This window comes from Enterococcus sp. AZ163 (assembly GCF_050498925.1).
GTDB lineage: Bacteria > Bacillota > Bacilli > Lactobacillales > Enterococcaceae > Enterococcus_A > Enterococcus_A ferrettii.
Window position 1 is genome coordinate 1853876 of sequence record NZ_JBIPAO010000001.1, and the last position, 16908, is coordinate 1870783.

Below are 16908 nucleotides of genomic sequence, written 5' to 3' on the forward strand. Positions count from 1 at the left end.
TAGAAGCATATAAGCTAAGCCTTGCTAAGAAAAACTACTTAGCAGAACGGTATTTGTACTCACTACAATCGCTGTTACTGTTAACAAATTAAGAATAAACAAGGAGCGAAACTATCGTGTCATTTGTAGAATTAAGCGACATTCGTGTCAGCTATGACGGCAAGCAAGATATTCTAAAAGATTTAAATATTTCCATGGACAAGGGTGAACTAGTTTCTTTGCTGGGACCAAGTGGTTGTGGGAAAACAACGACTTTACGAGTAATTGCCGGTTTGATTCAACCCAACGATGGCGATTTTATTTTGGATAATGATAATTTAACCAAGGTTCCCGTTCATAAACGAAATTTTGGTATGGTGTTTCAAAGCTATGCATTGTTCCCACATTTAACCATTGCGGAAAATGTAGCCTTTGGATTGAAATTGCGTAAAGAGAAAAAAGAAATTATGGATCAAAAAGTTGCTGATATGTTGAAAATTTGTGGACTGGAAGATTTAGGAGATCGCTATCCTAAACAGCTTTCCGGTGGTCAACGTCAGCGAGTAGCTTTGGCCCGGGCGTTGATTATTGAACCAAAGCTTTTACTATTAGATGAACCACTAAGTAATTTGGATGCAAAATTACGGGTAGCAATGCGAATCGAAATCAAACGAATCCAGCGCCAATTAGGTATTACAACAGTCTTCGTAACTCACGATCAGGAAGAGTGCTTTTCTATTTCTGACAAGGTTGCAATTATGAATGGGGGCGTAATTGAACAATACGATACGCCAGAAAACATTTATCGTTTACCTAAGACGCAATTTGTGGCTCATTTTATCGGATTTGAAAACTTTTTTGAAGTAACCAAGAATGCCGATGGAACGTATACAACCGCTGATGGAACAAGTGTTTCTAGTAAGCTGTCTCAAGGAACCAACGAAAAAGCGGTAGCGACAATTCGTCCTGAAGACATCGAAATTAAGCCCGATGGACCGATTAAAGGCAAAATCAGCGTTCGGACCTTCTTAGGCAAGAGCCATCAATACGAAGTAGAATCATCATTAGGCAAGCTGCTGGTTAACGGCAGTGACCAACAAGTGTTTCAAACAGGGGACAGCATTGCGCTGAGCTTCCCTGCTGAAAAATTAGTCATTTTAGAAAAATAAAAGGAGCTAAAAGGATGAAAAAGAAATTTTTAGTAGGTATGGTGGCAGTAACAAGTATTGCCTTGGCAGCGTGCGGCAACAGCGCAGCAAACAATGGTGGCGGCAGTACAGGAAGCTCAGATGACAACAGCTCAAGTACCGGCAGTAAATCATTGGTAGTTTCTACTTTTGGTTTAAGTGAAGACATCGTGAAAAAAGACATCATGGATCCATTTTCAAAGGAAAATGATGCGAAGGTTACGTTAGAAGTCGGCAATAGTGCTGACCGGTTCACTAAACTGAAAAACAATCCGAAATCAGGTGTAGATGTCATTGAATTGGCTCAAAACAATTCAACAGAAGGAAACCAAGATGATATGTTCTTGGATATTACTGAAAAAGACGTACCTAACTTAGCAAACTTAACCGATGGTGCGAAGGAAGTGTACGAAAGCGGTGCGGGTGTGCCAATCGCAGTAAACAGTATCGGTATCGTGTATGACAAAGAAAAAGTTGGCAAGGAAATTACTAGCTGGGATGATCTTTGGAGCGATGAATTAAAAGGAAAAATTTCAGTTCCAGATATCACTGTAACAGCAGGACCATTAATGCTCTACGTAGCAAGCGACCATGCAGGTAAAGATATTGCTTCTGACAATGGTGAAGCAGCCTTTAAAGCAATGGAAGAACTGAAACCAAACGTAGTAAAAACTTACTCTAAATCTTCCGACCTGGCAAACATGTTCCAGTCTGGTGAGATTGAAGTAGCTGTAGTAGCAGACTTTGCAGTAGACATCATCAAGGGTGCTTCTGAAAATGTTGAATACGTTGTTCCTGAATCAGGCACATACGCAAATTACAACACAGTAAATATTCCAAAAGAAACAGAAAATAAAGACCTTGCACTAGCATTCGTGAACCACCGTATCAGTGAAGAATCACAAAAGGCGAAAGCTCTATCATTGAACGAAGGTCCAACGAACAAAGATGTTAAGTTGACTGAAGCAGAAGCAGAAAATAAAACTTATGGAGCAATTGCTGACCGTTCAGAAGCAGTTGATTTCAAAATGATCAACAAAAATCTGCCTAACTGGATTGACCAATGGAACCGTACAATGAATAACTAAACAATCTGAAAAACTAGTTCATACCATCATGGTAGAGCTAGTTTTTTTGTATCAATTGTAGAGGTTAACTAAATCATAAAAAAGGTTTGTGTAAAATAGTACTATATAGTACTATTTAATAAAGCAGAGGTGAACGCATAATTATGGAAACGCAAGGTGGCTTCTTAATGACTCAAATTACACAAATCAGCGGGCGTATTTTTGAGAAAATGCTGACGAATGCAGGAGTGGAGGAATTCAATGGTGCACAGGGGCGAATTTTATATGTTTTGTGGCAAGAGGACGACATTTCAATTGTTGAATTGTCACGAAAAACGAGTTTAGCTAAAACAACCTTAACTAGTATGCTGGAACGAATGGAGCAGGCCAACCTGATTAAACGAGTATCTGATCAAATGGATAAACGGAAAATTCGTATTTCATTAACAGACACAGCACGTAAATTAAATGATGAATACAATAAAATTTCACAGGAAATGAATGATGTTTATTATGCAGACTTTTCAGAAGCAGAGGTTAGAGCCTTTGAGAAGGATTTGCAAAAAATATTGTCTAATCTTATCGAAAAGGAGCAAAAGCTATGAAAAAATCAATCGACATCTCTAATCACTTCTGTCCCCAAACGTTGTTTGTGTACGGCACAACAAAGGAGGATGGGACACCCAATTTTGGATTATTCAGCTGGTTTAGCTACTATTTCGACCAGGAAATGGGCGTGATGGCCTGTATCGCAGATGAAAAATTGACTAAGGATCGGATTCGAGCAAACAAGATCTTTTCTGCTAGTCTTGTCTCCGAGGAGCTGCTGCCGATTGCTGATTACCTTGGCAATACGAATGGCTATGCTATGGATAAGATGGATATTCCAATAGAGATTGAAAAAGGACGAGTTTTAGATGTGCCAGTTCTTGCAAAAAGTCCTTGGATCTATGAACTGGAAGTGGATCGTTCGATTGTACTAGATGGAGGCGATATCTTCTTGTGTAAAATTCGAAATGTATTAGCAGATGAGTATATTTGTGATGAGACTTTGACTGAAGAGCAACGGATGCAGAAGATCCTGCCTGTCCAATCCATTAGACAATCGTATTTCAATTGGGATGGAACTACTCCAGGAAAATGGGGAGAACCAATGAAAGGAATAGGTGGAAAGGCGAATGAATAATCTTCTTACATTTAGAGACAGAGGTGAATTCCGTACTTGGTTAGCAGAGAACGGAACCACTAGCGAAGGGGTCTGGCTGCTTTTTGGAAAAAAAGGTGGTCCCGCAACACTTTCTGCTAATGATGCACTGGAGGAAGCGTTGTGCTACGGCTGGATTGATGGACAGATGAAGAGCCTGGATGACCACTCCTATAAGAAATATTTTGCCTGTCGCCGAGCCAACAGCAAGTGGTCGGAAAAGAACAAGAAACTGGTCAAAAAGTTGGAGGAGCAAGGGAAGATGACAGAACTTGGCAGAGCTAAAATCAATGAAGCCAAGGAAAATGGTCAATGGGATAAACCTAAAGCACCACAAATCACAGAAGAAAATATTGTGATGGTGGCGGATTTGCTGAAAGAATATGAACCGGCCCGTATGAACTTTGAAGCCATGTCAGCTTCTGTGAAGAAAACCTACACCCGAGCGTACCTTGATGCTAAAACAGATGCTGGTCGGGAAAAACGACTGGCTTGGATGGTGGATCGTTTGAATCAGAATTTGAAGCCGATGTAACTCAAGCAATGAAAGATAAATAAGTTCAGCTCGTTGGGAAATACCTGCAATAGTTCCCAACGAGTTTTTTATTGCTTAAAAAGCAAAATACCTTTTGGCAAGGCTGATTTGGTTTGCTAAAATGAGGGAAAGAAAAGAAGGATTAGGGGAAAACATTCATGCAAGTAGACAAGATCATTAAAAATGCTCAAGTATTTCAAACACCAACTCGGACATTCACCAAACAAAATGTTGCCATTAAGGGTAACAAGTTTTATTACATCAGTTCTTCTGATTTAAACCAACTTTCCAGTGATAGTATTATCAATGCTGAAAATCAGTACATGATTCCTGGTTTGCTGGATATCCACATGCATATTGAGAGTTCCATGACTACACCGACCATCTTCTCGGAGGCTGTGATGCGTTATGGCGTAACGACGGTAGTTGCTGATGCACACGAAATGGCTAATGTATTTGGCTTAGAGGGTCTAAAGCATTTTATGGCAGCAAAAACCCGGCTGGATATTTTCCACGCAATTCCGTCGTCGGTACCTTCTACCACTCCCGAACTGGAAACAACGGGTGGAATGATCGGCTTGCCAGAAGTAAAAGAGCTGCTAAAGAATCCGCGAGTCATTTGTCTGGGGGAAGCGATGAATTTTAAGGGAATTGCCTATGAACCCGATTCCTTAATTGCAGAGATTATTGCTTTATGTAAAAAGGAACGGCCAACCATGCCTTTGGAAGGGCACATTCCTAAAATCTATGATCAGGAATTAGCTGACTTTTTATACAGTGGGATCACCTCTGATCATACGCATCAATTTCCTGAGCACTTATTGGAAAAAATCGCAGCTGGTTTGTTTATTCAATTTCAAAATAAATCCATCACTCCGGAGAATATGGCGGTTATCAATGAACACCAGATGTATGACTTTGCCTGCATTATTACCGACGATATTATGGCGGATGATCTGTTGAACGGTCATTTGAATGAGAATCTGAAAAAGGCTGTTGCCAGCGGTTTGCCAATGGAACAAGCGATCTATATGACCACTTACACGCCAGCACGTCGTATGAGCTTGAATGACCGCGGCATGATCGCTCCAGGTAGAATGGCTGATTTCATCTTGCTGGATAATTTAGCTGATTTTGATATCGCAGCTGTTTACAAATCTGGTGAACAGGTTTATCAACAGGGCGATGCATTCCATCATCCAGAAGTCGTTGAAAACTTCCCGGCCCACTATCAACAAAGTGTTCGTTGTCGTCAGTTAACGAAAGACGATTTGCAGCTGAGGGTTCAAACGGAAAAGGATACGGTTCGCTGCAATGTGATTCAGAAACAAGTAATTGGAACGTTCACTCAACCGATTGTCAAAGAAATTCCAGTAGTAAACGGCGTTCTTGATTTGGATGCAGCCAAGTGCAGCTTGTTGATGGTGATGGAGCGTTACGGAATCAATGGGAATATTGCTTACGCACTAATGGATCAACCGATCAAAGCGAAAGGTGCCATCGCGACTACTTGGGCCCATGATCATCACAACTTGATGGTAATGGGAAATGACCAAGCATCTATTTTAGCGGCTCAACATAAGCTGCTGGAGATGCAAGGTGGTTATGTGGTAGTTGAAGATGGGAAAGTCACAGCTACTTGTCCACTGCCAATCGGTGGAATCTTGTCTCAAGCACCAGTCAGTGAACTAGGGTATGATTTGCAGCAGGTTCGATCAGCCATGCAAGCATTAGGGTACGAAAATATGAACGAAATTATGTCGTTCTCTACTTTGTCATTACCGGTTTCTCCAGCCATTAAGGTTACTGACAAGGGCATGATGGATACGAAAAATCAAACCTTCTATCCTTTGGTTTTTCCGGAAGATGGAGTGTTAACTAATGAAGCAGCTCGTTAAAAATGTCCATATCCTCACGATGGATGAGGAGTGGACGGAATACAAGCATGGCTATCTTTTAATAGAAGAAAACCGCATCAGTCAATTGGGGCCGATGAGCGATTCATTGCCGCAGGCGGATGAAGTTCTCGATGGTCAAAAAGGTATTTTGTTACCTGGCATGATTAACACCCACACTCACACGGGTATGATTCCGTTCCGATCATTAGGAGATGATGTTCCGGATCGGTTACGTCGTTTTCTATTCCCTTTGGAGCAGGTGATGACGCCGAAGTTGGTGCGAGCGTCAGCGGAATATGCAATGGCTGAGATGCTGTTGAGTGGTGTGACAGCTTTTTGCGATATGTACTATTTTGAAGATGAAGTAGCACAGGCTGCTGAAGCGATGAAGGTTCGAGCTTTGTTGGGTGAGACGATTATTGATATGGCTACCTGTGATGCTAAAGATTCAGCAGATGCATTAGCTTACTGTGAGTCATTCATTCAAAAATGGCAGGGGCACGAAATGATTACGCCAGTGATTGCTCCTCATGCGCCCAATACTAATGATTTAAAAACCTTGGAGGCCATTGCTGCCTTGAGTCGTAAATATAATGTACCGATTACTATGCATGTTGAGGAAATGACCTATGAGATGGAGGAATTTACTGAAAAGTATCAGCAGACGCCCATCGCTTTTCTCCACGAACTAGGCTACCTTGACCAAGAGTTTATTATGGCTCACTGTATTTTTATGACTGAGGAAGATATGGAACTAGTGAAGGAATACAAAGACAACGTACGAATTGCCCATTGTATTGGTGCTAACACTAAATCTGCTAAAGGAGTGGCACCTGTCCGCGGGATGCTAGAACACCAATTAACAGTAGGCTTAGGTACAGATGGGCCAAGCAGCGGCAATACTTTGGATCTGTTTACCCAGATGCGAATGTTTGCTAATTTTCATAAGACACATTTAGCTGATCGTGGCGCTTTTCCAGCGAAAGAAATTGTCCAGATAGCCACAGCAGGTGGCGCTAAGACATTGGGTTTGTTTAATCAAGTTGGTTCCTTGGAGGTTGGAAAAAAAGCCGATCTTACTTTAGTTGAAACGCAGTCAGTCACTATGTTTCCAATTTTTGATGCCTACTCTGCACTGGTTTATTCAGCAAATGCCAGCAACGTATCAGATGTATGGGTGAACGGACAACAGTTGGTTAAAGGAAAGCAGCTGGTTTTACGCGATGTTCAAGTATTGCGAGCGGCCCTTTACCAGCAAATGGACGAGTTTGTAGCGCAAGCTAAACGCAAGGCTTCAGAAGTTTAATCATGTAAACTAAAGAAAATAATTATCTGGAGGAGTTTATGACAGAGCATCGTATTTTCACCATGAGTGTAGCAAGTGTGTATCCTCATTATGTAATTAAAGCAGAGAAGAAAAATCGTACCAAAGCGGAAGTCGACGAAATTTTTCGCTGGTTAACGGGCTATAGTCAGGAAGAATTGGAAGCTCAATTGGAAGCCAAGGTTGATTTCAGAACTTTCTTTGCAGAAGCACCTGCGATGAATCCATCCCGCGAATTGATTAAAGGTGTCATTTGCGGCGTAAGAGTAGAAGAAATTGAGGATCCTTTAATGCGGGAAATCCGCTATTTAGACAAGCTGGTTGATGAGCTGACTAAAGGGAAAAAGATGGAGAAGATTTTACGAGACTGAGTGAAGCGATCCTATTGAGATAGGGTCGCTTTTTTTTAAGTAGTTCAATTAACACAAAAGCAATGCTAAGTATTAAGATTGCCTCGATTATAAATTCCATCCAACGATTTCCTTTTTTGAGAAAAGTTCCGCCAAAGCGATATTCTTTTGGCAGCAAATCTCTTAAAAGGACACTGCCTATTAACAAACTTAAATTAACCGCAAAATAACCGCTCCCTCTAGTCGCTGCTGAAAATACAGAATAGATATAGGCAACCAACAGCCAATCTGCCACAAGCTTAATTTTTCTAATTTCTTTTATAGTCACAATCAGTCCTCTTTTCTTGTTCAATCACTCACTAATTCCTCAATATAGTATAGTATCGTAATCTACTGAAATCAGAATTTTTAAACACTTTCTCAGTAAATTGATCAAATAAGATCTAAATTTTTTATTTCAAGAGAGAGTTGGTTGATTCGGTTGACATATGAATTTGTGATCATATATAATTATCTATGAAGAAGTATTCATGTGTTTTGGGAAGAAGGGACGAATCATGGAAAAGACGTATCGCTTAGACGGTTTAGATTGTGCTCATTGCGCATCAAAGATCGAACATGCAGTACAAGAAATTAATGGGGTTAAACGAGCAACTATTGATTTTATGACAACCAAAATGATTATTGAAGCACCGGAAAAGGAAATGTCGCGAATTTGCGACGAGGCTGAAAAAACAGTCCATCAATTCGAGCCGGATGTTGAAATGAAGGATTTAACTGCTCCAAAGAAAGAAGAAAGCCAGACTGGGAAAATTATTCAGATTACTGTGGCGTTGATTGCTACGTTGGCCTTAGTACTGCTTGATCCAGCAATGCCTTGGAAATTTGCGGCTTATTTAGCGGTTTATGTATGGATTGGTTGGGATGTGCTGAAAACAGCTGCAACCAATATTTTAAAAGGGCGAGTCTTTGATGAAAATTTTTTGATGTCGGTCGCCACGATTGGTGCTCTAGCAATTGGAGAATATCCAGAAGCTGTAGGTGTCATGCTCTTTTACCAAATAGGCGAGTTTTTCCAAGATTATGCTGTTAACCGTTCCCGAAAATCAATTAGTGCGTTATTGGAAATTCGTCCTGACTATGCCAATCGTTTAATTGATGGTCAAGTAGAAAAAGTAGCTCCCGAAAGTATCAAGGTTGGAGAGACGATTGTTGTTAATCCTGGCGAGCGAGTACCTTTGGATGGCAAGGTCATTGATGGACAATCCTTTGTGGATACGTCAGCTTTAACAGGAGAAGCTGTTCCTAGAAAAGTAATCGTCGGGGAAGAAATTTTAAGTGGTTTTGTGAACCAAAGTGGTCGTTTAACAGTTAAAACAACTACCACTTTTGGTGAATCCACTGTAAATAAAATTTTGGATCTAGTGGAAAATGCCAGCAGCAAAAAAGCGCCGGCTGAAAACTTTATCACTAGTTTTGCTCGTTACTACACACCAATTGTAGTAGGATTGGCTGTTCTTTTGGCAGTTGTTCCACCAATGATTCTGAACGAACCTTTTCAAATGTGGGTATACCGAGCACTAACTTTCTTGGTTATATCTTGCCCTTGTGCCTTAGTTATTTCTGTTCCGTTAAGCTTTTTTGGCGGTATTGGCGGTGCTAGTAAGGCTGGAATTCTGATCAAGGGAAGTAACTATATTGAACGACTAGCAACAATTGACACGGTAGTTTTTGATAAGACAGGAACCTTGACCAAGGGTGTATTTGCAATTCAAAAAATGGAAACAACGATGGATCAGAAAAAATTTCTGCAAGGTGTGGCCAGTGTAGAACAAAACTCAAGCCATCCGATTGCTCAATCAATCTTGAGAGCGAATCAAGCACCATTATTGCCAGTTACTGCTTTAGAAGAACGAGCGGGTTACGGAATTGAGGCAACAGTTGATGGACAACAATACTTAGTCGGAAATACGAAATTGTTGAAACAGGCAGGGGTAGCTTTTGGGCCCGTTAATGAAATAGGCACGATCATTTATGTAGCAATTGATCAGCAATATGTAGGCTATCTTCTAATTGCGGATGAGCTGAAATCCGGTGTCGCTGAAACGATGATTCAATTGAGACAGGCGGGCATTAAGCAAACAGTGATGCTCACTGGAGATAACCGCACGATTGCTGAAGCGATCGGCAGCGAGATTGGGATCGATAAAGTGTATAGCGAACTATTGCCAGCAGATAAAGTAACGCAATTAGAAAAGCTGTTGAATCAAAAGGTGGCCTTTGTAGGTGACGGAATGAATGATGCTCCGGTTCTTGCTAGAGCTGATTTAGGAATTGCTATGGGCGGTTTAGGCAGCGATGCAGCGATTGAAGCTTCGGATGTGGTAATTATGGATGACCAGCCTGCCAAAATTCCAACAGCAATCAAAATCGCCCGCAAAACTATGCGGATTGTAAAACAGAATATAATTTTTGCCATTGGAATCAAGGTCTTTGTTTTAATCTTAGGCGCGTTAGGACTTGCTTCCATGGGTGCTGCTGTTTTTGCGGATGTTGGTGTAACAGTTTTAGCAGTATTGAATGCGATGCGTTGTTTGACTAGTGGAAAATAATAGAAAAGTATTTAGAGGCAGTTGAGGGCGACAAAATCCCTCGGCTGCTTTTTTTGATAAGTAGAAAAAAGTTCACTATTTTTTAGACATATTGCTTGACCTTTTCCAATTACAAATGTAAACTATGTTTGTAATTACAAATGTAATCGGAAAGGAGGCCCAACATGTCTGTGACGTTAGAGCCAGTAAAAATCAGCGATTCCGAGTGGGAAATCATGCGAGTCGTCTGGACATTGCAGTCAGCTACGGCGCAAGAAATTATTGAGGTCTTAGGTGAAAGTAAGGATTGGAAGCCTGCAACAATCAAAACCTTGCTTGGTCGTTTAGTTAAAAAGGAAGCATTACGTACCGAACAAGAAGGCAAAAAGTATATTTATCATCCAAACGTTAGTGAGGCAGAAACGGTTCAAAGTGCGACCGAGAATCTTTTTTCTCACATCTGTGCCAAACGAATCGGTCATACCATTGGTGAATTGATTGAACAAGCCGACTTAACTGAAAAAGACATTGCTTTTATCCAACAGCAATTAGCCGATAAACAACCAGTTGCCAGTATTCAGTGTAATTGCATACCCGGCCAATGTGAGTGCAAACATCATGCCAGTTCCACTTCTGGCAGTGACTAAAGTAAAAGAGCAAGTAAAACAAAGTATAGACTATGCGCTAATAGAACAACATAGTGGAATGGGATGCGGTATGAAAATAAAACTCATTTTTCAGAGAAAAATGATTACCTTAGTATGAATAAGCTGCCAGTTCCACTTCTGACAGTGACAAGAGTAAAAGAGTAACTAGAGCCAAGCACAACCCACTCACCAATAAAACGACTTAGTGGAATAGTATGCGAAGTGAAAATAAAAACAAAAAAGGGGATAAACATCATGAAACAAAAATTTGCGATTAACGGAATGAGCTGTAACCATTGTGTAGCAACAGTTGAAAAGGCAGTGAATGAATTACCAGGAATTGAAAAGGTCAAAATTAACCTGAAGAAGAACGAAGGCGTTGTGAAATTTGACGAAAGCCAAATCAATGCGCAGCAAATTGCGGAAAAAGTTACCGCAGCAGGTTTTGATACTGAGGTGGTTTAATTGTCTGAAGCTACAGTTGAAACTTATGTAATCACGGGCATGACCTGTGCCAACTGCTCTGCCCGGGTGGAAAAGGAACTAAAAGAAACCCCGGGGGTAGTTGAGGCGACTGTTAACTTAGCAACTGAAAAAGCGACTGTTCAGTTTGCGGATAACTTGACCTCTGAGCAAATTATTCAACGAGTTGAAAATATTGGCTATGGAGCGATTCTTTTTGATGATGCCCACAAGCAGAAAATTGCTGAAGAAAAGGCACGCTATTTAAACAAAATGAAGCGAGATCTGATTGTAAGTGCCTTATTAACGGCACCGCTGATGGTCTCGATGATTGCAATGCTGCTAGGAAGTCATGCCGGTTGGGTGCATTTCTTCCATATTCCATGGGTCCAACTGATTTTAGTGACTCCAGTACAATTCGGGATTGGTTGGCGTTTTTATCAGGGAGCGTATCATGCCTTGAAAACCAAAGCGCCCAACATGGATGTTTTAGTGGCGATGGGAACTTCAGCGGCATATGCCTTAAGTATTTATAATGGGTTCTTTAATCCACATAATTCCGATCTTTATTTTGAAAGCAGTGCAATGATCATTACCCTGATTCTATTAGGAAAATACTTGGAGCAGAAGGCTAAAACAAAAACCAGTGAAGCAATCAAACAATTGATGGCTCTACAGGCTAAAACAGCGTCCATCTTGCGGGATGGAAAAGAAGTGACAGTTCCTGTAGAGGATGTTGTGGTGGATGATATCGTATTTGTCCGACCTGGTGAACAAATTCCGGTGGACGGCTTGATTGTTGCTGGTCAGACTACCATTGATGAAAGTATGTTGACCGGTGAAAGCTTACCAGTGGATAAGAAATTGGAAGATTCCGTTTTTGGTGGAACCATGAATACTACTGGAACGATTCAGCTAAAAGCAACCCAAGTTGGCAGCATGACAGTGCTCTCTCGTATCATTCGGATGGTAGAGGATGCCCAGGGACAAAAGGCACCGATTCAGCAAATTGCTGACCGTATCTCAAAAGTTTTTGTGCCAACCGTCCTAGGTGTTGCTCTAATCACCTTAATCGCAACAGGACTGATTACGGGAGACTGGCAGCAGGCTATCGTCCACAGTGTTTCGGTCTTAGTTATTGCTTGTCCTTGTGCCCTAGGCTTAGCAACTCCAACAGCCATAATGGTAGGAACAGGTTTAGGTGCTAAAAATGGGATCTTGATTAAAGGCGGCGGTGCGTTGGAAAAAATCGCTCATTTATCGACAATTATTTTAGATAAAACCGGTACTATCACTGAAGGGAAGCCGGCGGTAACAGATTTTGAGAGCAGTAATTCCGAAGCATTAGCAATTTTAACCAGCTTGGAGAACCAATCGGAGCATCCACTGGCTAAAGCAATCGTCGCTTTCGGTAAGGAACAAACCACTCTTTTACCCGTTAGCGAGTTCGAAAGTTTGACAGGTTTGGGAATAGTTGGTGAAATAAATAGTGAACAGTATTTTGTCGGTTCAAAACGAGGAATTGCTGCACGAGATCTAGCTCTGACAGAATGGGAAAAAATGTTGGATTTAGAAGCTGAAGGCAAAACGGTCATGTTCTTAGCGGACAGCCAAAAGGTTCTAGCTGCGATTGCGGTAAGTGACCAGATCAAGCAAAGCTCGAAAGCGGCAATACAAGAATTGAAAAACAATGGCATAAAAGTCAAAATGGTCACTGGTGATAATCAGCGAGCAGCCGGTTTTATTGGTCGACAGGTGGGACTAACCCCAGATGAAATTGTGGCAGAAGTTTTACCGCAAAACAAGGCTGAGGTTGTTCAACAGCTGCATCAAACCAATGAACTAGTTGGCATGGTCGGAGATGGAATCAATGATGCTCCAGCCTTAGCATTGGCAGACATTGGAATAGCAATGGGCAGCGGTACGGATATTGCTATGGAAACAGCTGATGTAACGCTGATGAATAGTGATTTGTCGTCTATTAATCAAAGTATTCAGTTGTCTAAATTAACCTTGAATAAAATTAAGCAGAATCTTTTCTGGGCATTTCTATACAATGTTATTGGCATTCCATTTGCAGCCTTAGGATTTTTGAATCCGATCATTGCTGGAGCAGCGATGGCTTTTAGTTCAGTCAGTGTGTTAATCAATTCCTTAAGTTTGAACCGGAAAAAAATCTAAACTTGGAGGGATTATCATGAAACAAGAGCAAGAATCAGAAAAATCACAAATGCACCACGAACATCACGAGCACCATGAAATGAACCATTCTATGAAAGGCATGGATCACATGGATATGGATCATGGCGATATGGGAGGGATGGATCATTCGATGCATATGGGAAATTTCAAACAGAAGTTCTGGATTTCTCTTGTTCTGGCAATCCCCATTATTTTGATGTCTCCCATGATGGGAATCAACTTGCCATTTCAATTCACCTTCCCCGGCTCTGAATGGGTAGTCATGATTTTAGCGACAATCCTCTTTTTCTATGGTGGACAGCCGTTCTTTTCGGGAGCGAAAAGTGAGTTAAAGGCTAAAAGTCCCGCCATGATGATGTTAATTACAATGGGGATTACGGTAGCTTATGTTTATAGTTTGTATTCCTTTATTATTAATATGATCCATCCTGAAGCCCATGTAATGGATTTCTTCTGGGAATTGGCAACCTTAATTGTAATTATGCTGCTAGGACATTGGGTAGAAATGAACGCTGTATCCAACGCCAGCAGCGCCTTGCAAAAATTAGCTGAACTTTTGCCAGATGAAGTAAATCTGCTTCAGTCTGATGGCAGTACAACACAAGTGAAGCTGAAGGAAGTAAAAAATGGCGATCATCTTTTAGTACGCGCTGGAGACAAAATGCCAACAGACGGCAATATTGTTAAAGGTTCAACCACTGTTGACGAATCTGCTGTTACTGGAGAATCCAAAGGTGTCAGCAAAAATGTGGGGGATAAAGTTATCGGCGGCTCAGTCAACGGCAATGGCACAGTTGAAGTTGAAGTAACGGGGACGGGTGAAGATGGTTATTTAGCCAAGGTTATGGAAATGGTCCGCCAGGCTCAAAGTGAAAAATCTAAGCTGGAAACCTTGTCTGATAAGGTTGCTAAATGGCTTTTCTATGTAGCCTTGGCAGCTGGGATTATCAGTTTTGTTGTTTGGTTAGCTGTGGATGATCTGCCTGAAGCTTTAAACCGCATGGTGACAGTTTTTATTATTGCTTGTCCTCATGCGTTAGGTTTAGCGATTCCTTTGGTTATTGCTCGTTCAACTTCTTTGGCAGCTCGCAATGGTCTATTGTTGAAAAATCGTCAAGCCTTAGAACAGGCAAATGAGATGGATTATATTTTCTTAGATAAAACAGGTACGCTAACTAAAGGTGAATTTACGGTAACTGGTGTGGAAGTATTAGAACAAGATGCCACTAAAGATCAAGCTTTGAAATATATTGGTGCATTGGAAGCCCAAACGAATCATCCTTTGGCAATTGGTGTAATGAATTATCTGAAAAAGGAAAACATCACACCCTACCAAGCCAGCGAGGTAAAAGCAATCAATGGTGTTGGAGTAGAGGGAACCGTAGAAGGTAAAAAAGTGCTATTGGCCAACCAAAAGGAAATCAAAAAACGTGGATTGTCGATTGATGAAAATCAATTAACACACTATCAACAGCAGGGTAATACAATTTCCTTCTTACTGCTAGATGATAAGCTAGTTGCATTCTTTGCTATGGGGGATACCATCAAAGAAGATGCAAAAACTTTTATTTCAGACTTGAAGGCGAAACATATTCAACCAGTTATGCTGACAGGAGATAATAAGGAAGCGGCGAAAGCAGTGGCCAATTATCTAGGCATCGATGAATTCTACGGTGAATTATTGCCAGATGATAAAGAAAAGGTCATCAAATCTTATATCGAAAAGGGCAAAAAGGTGATGATGATTGGTGATGGAATCAATGATGCACCTTCATTAGCCCGTGCCTCAATTGGGATAGCAATCGGTGCGGGTACGGATATCGCAATTGATTCAGCTGATGTCGTCTTAACCAATGATAATTTAGGCGATGTACTGAAATTTATTCAGCTAGCAAAGAAAACCCGCAGCAAGATGATTCAAAATCTGTGGTGGGGAGCCGGCTACAATATTATTGCGATTCCTTTAGCAGCTGGAATCCTAGCACCTATTGGAATTATCTTGAGCCCAGCAGTAGGAGCGGTACTCATGTCCCTAAGTACTGTAATTGTTGCGATTAATGCGTTACTCTTAGACGTCTGATCCTTGATCAGGCGTTTATTTTTTTTGTTTAAAAAAATTAAAATTGTTCAATAATCAAGCGTTTGTAAATATGCTATGTTTATTAATAGAGGTGGTAAGATGTTTTGGAGCCATATTACTGATAAAAAAACGCAACATTATCTGCAATTATTGTCTTTATTAAGAAAACGAACCTACACATTGGAAGAACTGACTATTGAACTTGAAATAAGTGAGAAAACGTTACGGCGCGATTTAGCTTATTTACAAAAGAATTATCGCTTAAGTATTCATACCAAAAAAAATACTGTTTGGAATAATCCACAAAAATTCAGTGAATGCTACAAAGATCTATTGAAAAAAAGCAAACAGTTCAATCTTTTCTGCGATGCCCTGTGGCAAAGGCCACTAGAAGCAAATCGATGGGAAATTCAAAAGTTAAACGAGAGTCTATTGCCCTACACCATGTCGATTAGCTATAAAACACACCGACTTAGAGCACCACAGGCGTTACTCTTCAAGCTGCAATTGCGATATTTACAAGAATTTGATCCTGAAACAATTGGTTTGACGTTTCCTGATTATTGGGAGCAACTATCTGTTCCCACTGTCTCTCACTTAGCAAATCAAAAATGGCAGCAGCTAATTGTTGAAACAGAGCCCTTTGATACATTCGTTAAAGCGATTCAACCTTCTAAGGAGCTTAGCTGTTTGTTGTATTTTGAATACCAAAAGCTGAATCCTTTCCGGCAGCAGCGATTTTACGAAAGTCATCAGCGTGGCGAAACATTTTTGTATCAGAATGCCTGTAAAATTACGCAAAGCCTGATGCACTATTTGGATATTTCGGTAGAATTTACAACGATTTTGCGGATTCGTTTTTTCTATGTCTTATTGGATCTGCACATTGGTATTCCGGTTACTTATTTTAGCGGCAGTCAGCGACCTCCTAGAATACAAAACCACTTAATTGAAGTGAGTAAGCAAATTAAAAGGGCGTGGTTCTATTTCGATAATTGGACATTTCTCGATGTATCACTGTTATTATGTTCAATCCTAAAACGAATTTATCCAGTATCGATTGGGCAGCCCATTTTTTCTTTAGGTCTGCAATTAAGCGGTTCCATTGAGGAGAGCAAACAACTGTGTGATAAATTGAATCAGGCGATTCAATTCAGCTATCCGATCGCTTTTTTCCCCGCCAGATCTCAGGCGATTACCTATGATTTATTGATTATAGAAGGTCCACCAGCGTATGAAGATAAACCTAATGAAACAGTGTACATTGAAGACCCTTCCTTTGGGGATCTTATTCAGTTGGCTGTGCGCTATTTTCCTAGTAAAAAAGGTGACACTGTCTTTACAATTCCCTAATATGCTATAATTGAATGAATCAGGCTGAA

General features: G+C 40.7%; 15 protein-coding genes. 14 read left to right on the forward strand and 1 reads right to left on the reverse strand.

What is annotated here, in order from left to right:
• Positions 1-116 precede the first annotated feature (116 nt).
• The 8 genes from IGI46_RS08770 to IGI46_RS08805 all read left to right on the forward strand — a co-directional run bounded on the left by IGI46_RS08770 (position 117) and on the right by IGI46_RS08805 (position 7565).
• Positions 117-1148, forward strand: a complete 1032-nt coding sequence (locus IGI46_RS08770; protein WP_429962941.1) for an ABC transporter ATP-binding protein — start codon at positions 117-119, stop codon at positions 1146-1148.
• Between the two features lie 14 nt (positions 1149-1162).
• Positions 1163-2254 (forward strand): ABC transporter substrate-binding protein, encoded by a 1092-nt coding sequence (locus tag IGI46_RS08775; RefSeq protein WP_429962942.1) that lies wholly within the window; start codon positions 1163-1165, stop codon positions 2252-2254.
• A 167-nt stretch (positions 2255-2421) separates the two neighbouring features.
• On the forward strand, positions 2422-2838 hold the full coding sequence (locus tag IGI46_RS08780) for a MarR family transcriptional regulator (protein WP_242704494.1): 417 nt from the start codon (positions 2422-2424) through the stop codon (positions 2836-2838).
• Positions 2835-3419: a flavin reductase family protein gene (locus IGI46_RS08785; protein WP_429962944.1), complete on the forward strand. Its 585-nt coding sequence runs from the start codon at positions 2835-2837 to the stop codon at positions 3417-3419. The genes IGI46_RS08780 and IGI46_RS08785 overlap by 4 nt, the downstream gene beginning before the upstream one ends.
• A complete protein-coding gene (locus tag IGI46_RS08790; protein ID WP_429962945.1) occupies positions 3412-3972 on the forward strand; it encodes a YdeI/OmpD-associated family protein in 561 nt (186 codons plus the stop codon). Before IGI46_RS08785 ends, IGI46_RS08790 begins: the two co-directional genes overlap by 8 nt.
• A 158-nt stretch (positions 3973-4130) precedes the next feature.
• On the forward strand, positions 4131-5870 hold the full coding sequence (locus tag IGI46_RS08795) for an adenine deaminase C-terminal domain-containing protein (protein ID WP_429962946.1): 1740 nt from the start codon (positions 4131-4133) through the stop codon (positions 5868-5870).
• Positions 5854-7176: an amidohydrolase gene (locus tag IGI46_RS08800; RefSeq protein WP_429962947.1), complete on the forward strand. Its 1323-nt coding sequence runs from the start codon at positions 5854-5856 to the stop codon at positions 7174-7176. The genes IGI46_RS08795 and IGI46_RS08800 overlap by 17 nt, the downstream gene beginning before the upstream one ends.
• Positions 7177-7214: 38 nt before the next feature.
• Positions 7215-7565: a DUF2200 domain-containing protein gene (locus IGI46_RS08805; RefSeq protein ID WP_429962948.1), complete on the forward strand. Its 351-nt coding sequence runs from the start codon at positions 7215-7217 to the stop codon at positions 7563-7565.
• Here the strand turns inward: IGI46_RS08805 and IGI46_RS08810 are convergent.
• Positions 7528-7872, reverse strand: a complete 345-nt coding sequence (locus IGI46_RS08810) for a hypothetical protein (RefSeq protein WP_429962949.1) — start codon at positions 7870-7872, stop codon at positions 7528-7530. The two genes, IGI46_RS08805 and IGI46_RS08810, sit on opposite strands and share 38 nt — an antisense overlap.
• Before the next feature lie 229 nt (positions 7873-8101).
• Between IGI46_RS08810 and IGI46_RS08815 the strand changes: the two genes are divergently transcribed.
• The 6 genes from IGI46_RS08815 (at position 8102) to IGI46_RS08840 (ending at position 16879) form a co-directional block, all read left to right on the forward strand.
• A complete protein-coding gene (locus tag IGI46_RS08815) occupies positions 8102-10156 on the forward strand; it encodes a heavy metal translocating P-type ATPase (protein ID WP_429973247.1) in 2055 nt (684 codons plus the stop codon).
• Between the two features lie 164 nt (positions 10157-10320).
• Positions 10321-10782 carry a CopY/TcrY family copper transport repressor gene (locus tag IGI46_RS08820; protein ID WP_429962951.1) on the forward strand — a complete coding sequence of 154 codons (462 nt, stop codon included), beginning with the start codon at positions 10321-10323 and terminating at the stop codon, positions 10780-10782.
• 255 nt (positions 10783-11037) lie between these two features.
• Positions 11038-11247 (forward strand): copper chaperone CopZ, encoded by a 210-nt coding sequence (gene copZ / locus IGI46_RS08825; RefSeq protein WP_429962952.1) that lies wholly within the window; start codon positions 11038-11040, stop codon positions 11245-11247.
• A gap of 39 nt (positions 11248-11286) precedes the next feature.
• A complete protein-coding gene (locus IGI46_RS08830) occupies positions 11287-13425 on the forward strand; it encodes a heavy metal translocating P-type ATPase (protein ID WP_429973957.1) in 2139 nt (712 codons plus the stop codon).
• 16 nt (positions 13426-13441) lie between these two features.
• Positions 13442-15526, forward strand: a complete 2085-nt coding sequence (locus IGI46_RS08835; RefSeq protein WP_429973248.1) for a heavy metal translocating P-type ATPase — start codon at positions 13442-13444, stop codon at positions 15524-15526.
• A 75-nt stretch (positions 15527-15601) separates the two neighbouring features.
• Entirely contained in the window at positions 15602-16879 is a 1278-nt protein-coding gene (locus tag IGI46_RS08840) for a DeoR family transcriptional regulator (RefSeq protein ID WP_429973249.1), read from the forward strand.
• Positions 16880-16908: the final 29 nt, after the last annotated feature.

Coding starts and splice junctions, on each gene's coding strand:
- IGI46_RS08775 (WP_429962942.1), top strand. CDS start 1,163: ATGAAAAAGAAATTTTTAGTAGGTATGGTGGCAGTAACAAGTATTGCC.
- IGI46_RS08780 (WP_242704494.1), top strand. CDS start 2,422: ATGACTCAAATTACACAAATCAGCGGGCGTATTTTTGAGAAAATGCTG.
- IGI46_RS08785 (WP_429962944.1), top strand. CDS start 2,835: ATGAAAAAATCAATCGACATCTCTAATCACTTCTGTCCCCAAACGTTG.
- IGI46_RS08790 (WP_429962945.1), top strand. CDS start 3,412: ATGAATAATCTTCTTACATTTAGAGACAGAGGTGAATTCCGTACTTGG.
- IGI46_RS08795 (WP_429962946.1), top strand. CDS start 4,131: ATGCAAGTAGACAAGATCATTAAAAATGCTCAAGTATTTCAAACACCA.
- IGI46_RS08800 (WP_429962947.1), top strand. CDS start 5,854: ATGAAGCAGCTCGTTAAAAATGTCCATATCCTCACGATGGATGAGGAG.
- IGI46_RS08805 (WP_429962948.1), top strand. CDS start 7,215: ATGACAGAGCATCGTATTTTCACCATGAGTGTAGCAAGTGTGTATCCT.
- IGI46_RS08815 (WP_429973247.1), top strand. CDS start 8,102: ATGGAAAAGACGTATCGCTTAGACGGTTTAGATTGTGCTCATTGCGCA.
- IGI46_RS08820 (WP_429962951.1), top strand. CDS start 10,321: ATGTCTGTGACGTTAGAGCCAGTAAAAATCAGCGATTCCGAGTGGGAA.
- copZ (WP_429962952.1), top strand. CDS start 11,038: ATGAAACAAAAATTTGCGATTAACGGAATGAGCTGTAACCATTGTGTA.
- IGI46_RS08830 (WP_429973957.1), top strand. CDS start 11,287: ATGACCTGTGCCAACTGCTCTGCCCGGGTGGAAAAGGAACTAAAAGAA.
- IGI46_RS08835 (WP_429973248.1), top strand. CDS start 13,442: ATGAAACAAGAGCAAGAATCAGAAAAATCACAAATGCACCACGAACAT.
- IGI46_RS08840 (WP_429973249.1), top strand. CDS start 15,602: ATGTTTATTAATAGAGGTGGTAAGATGTTTTGGAGCCATATTACTGAT.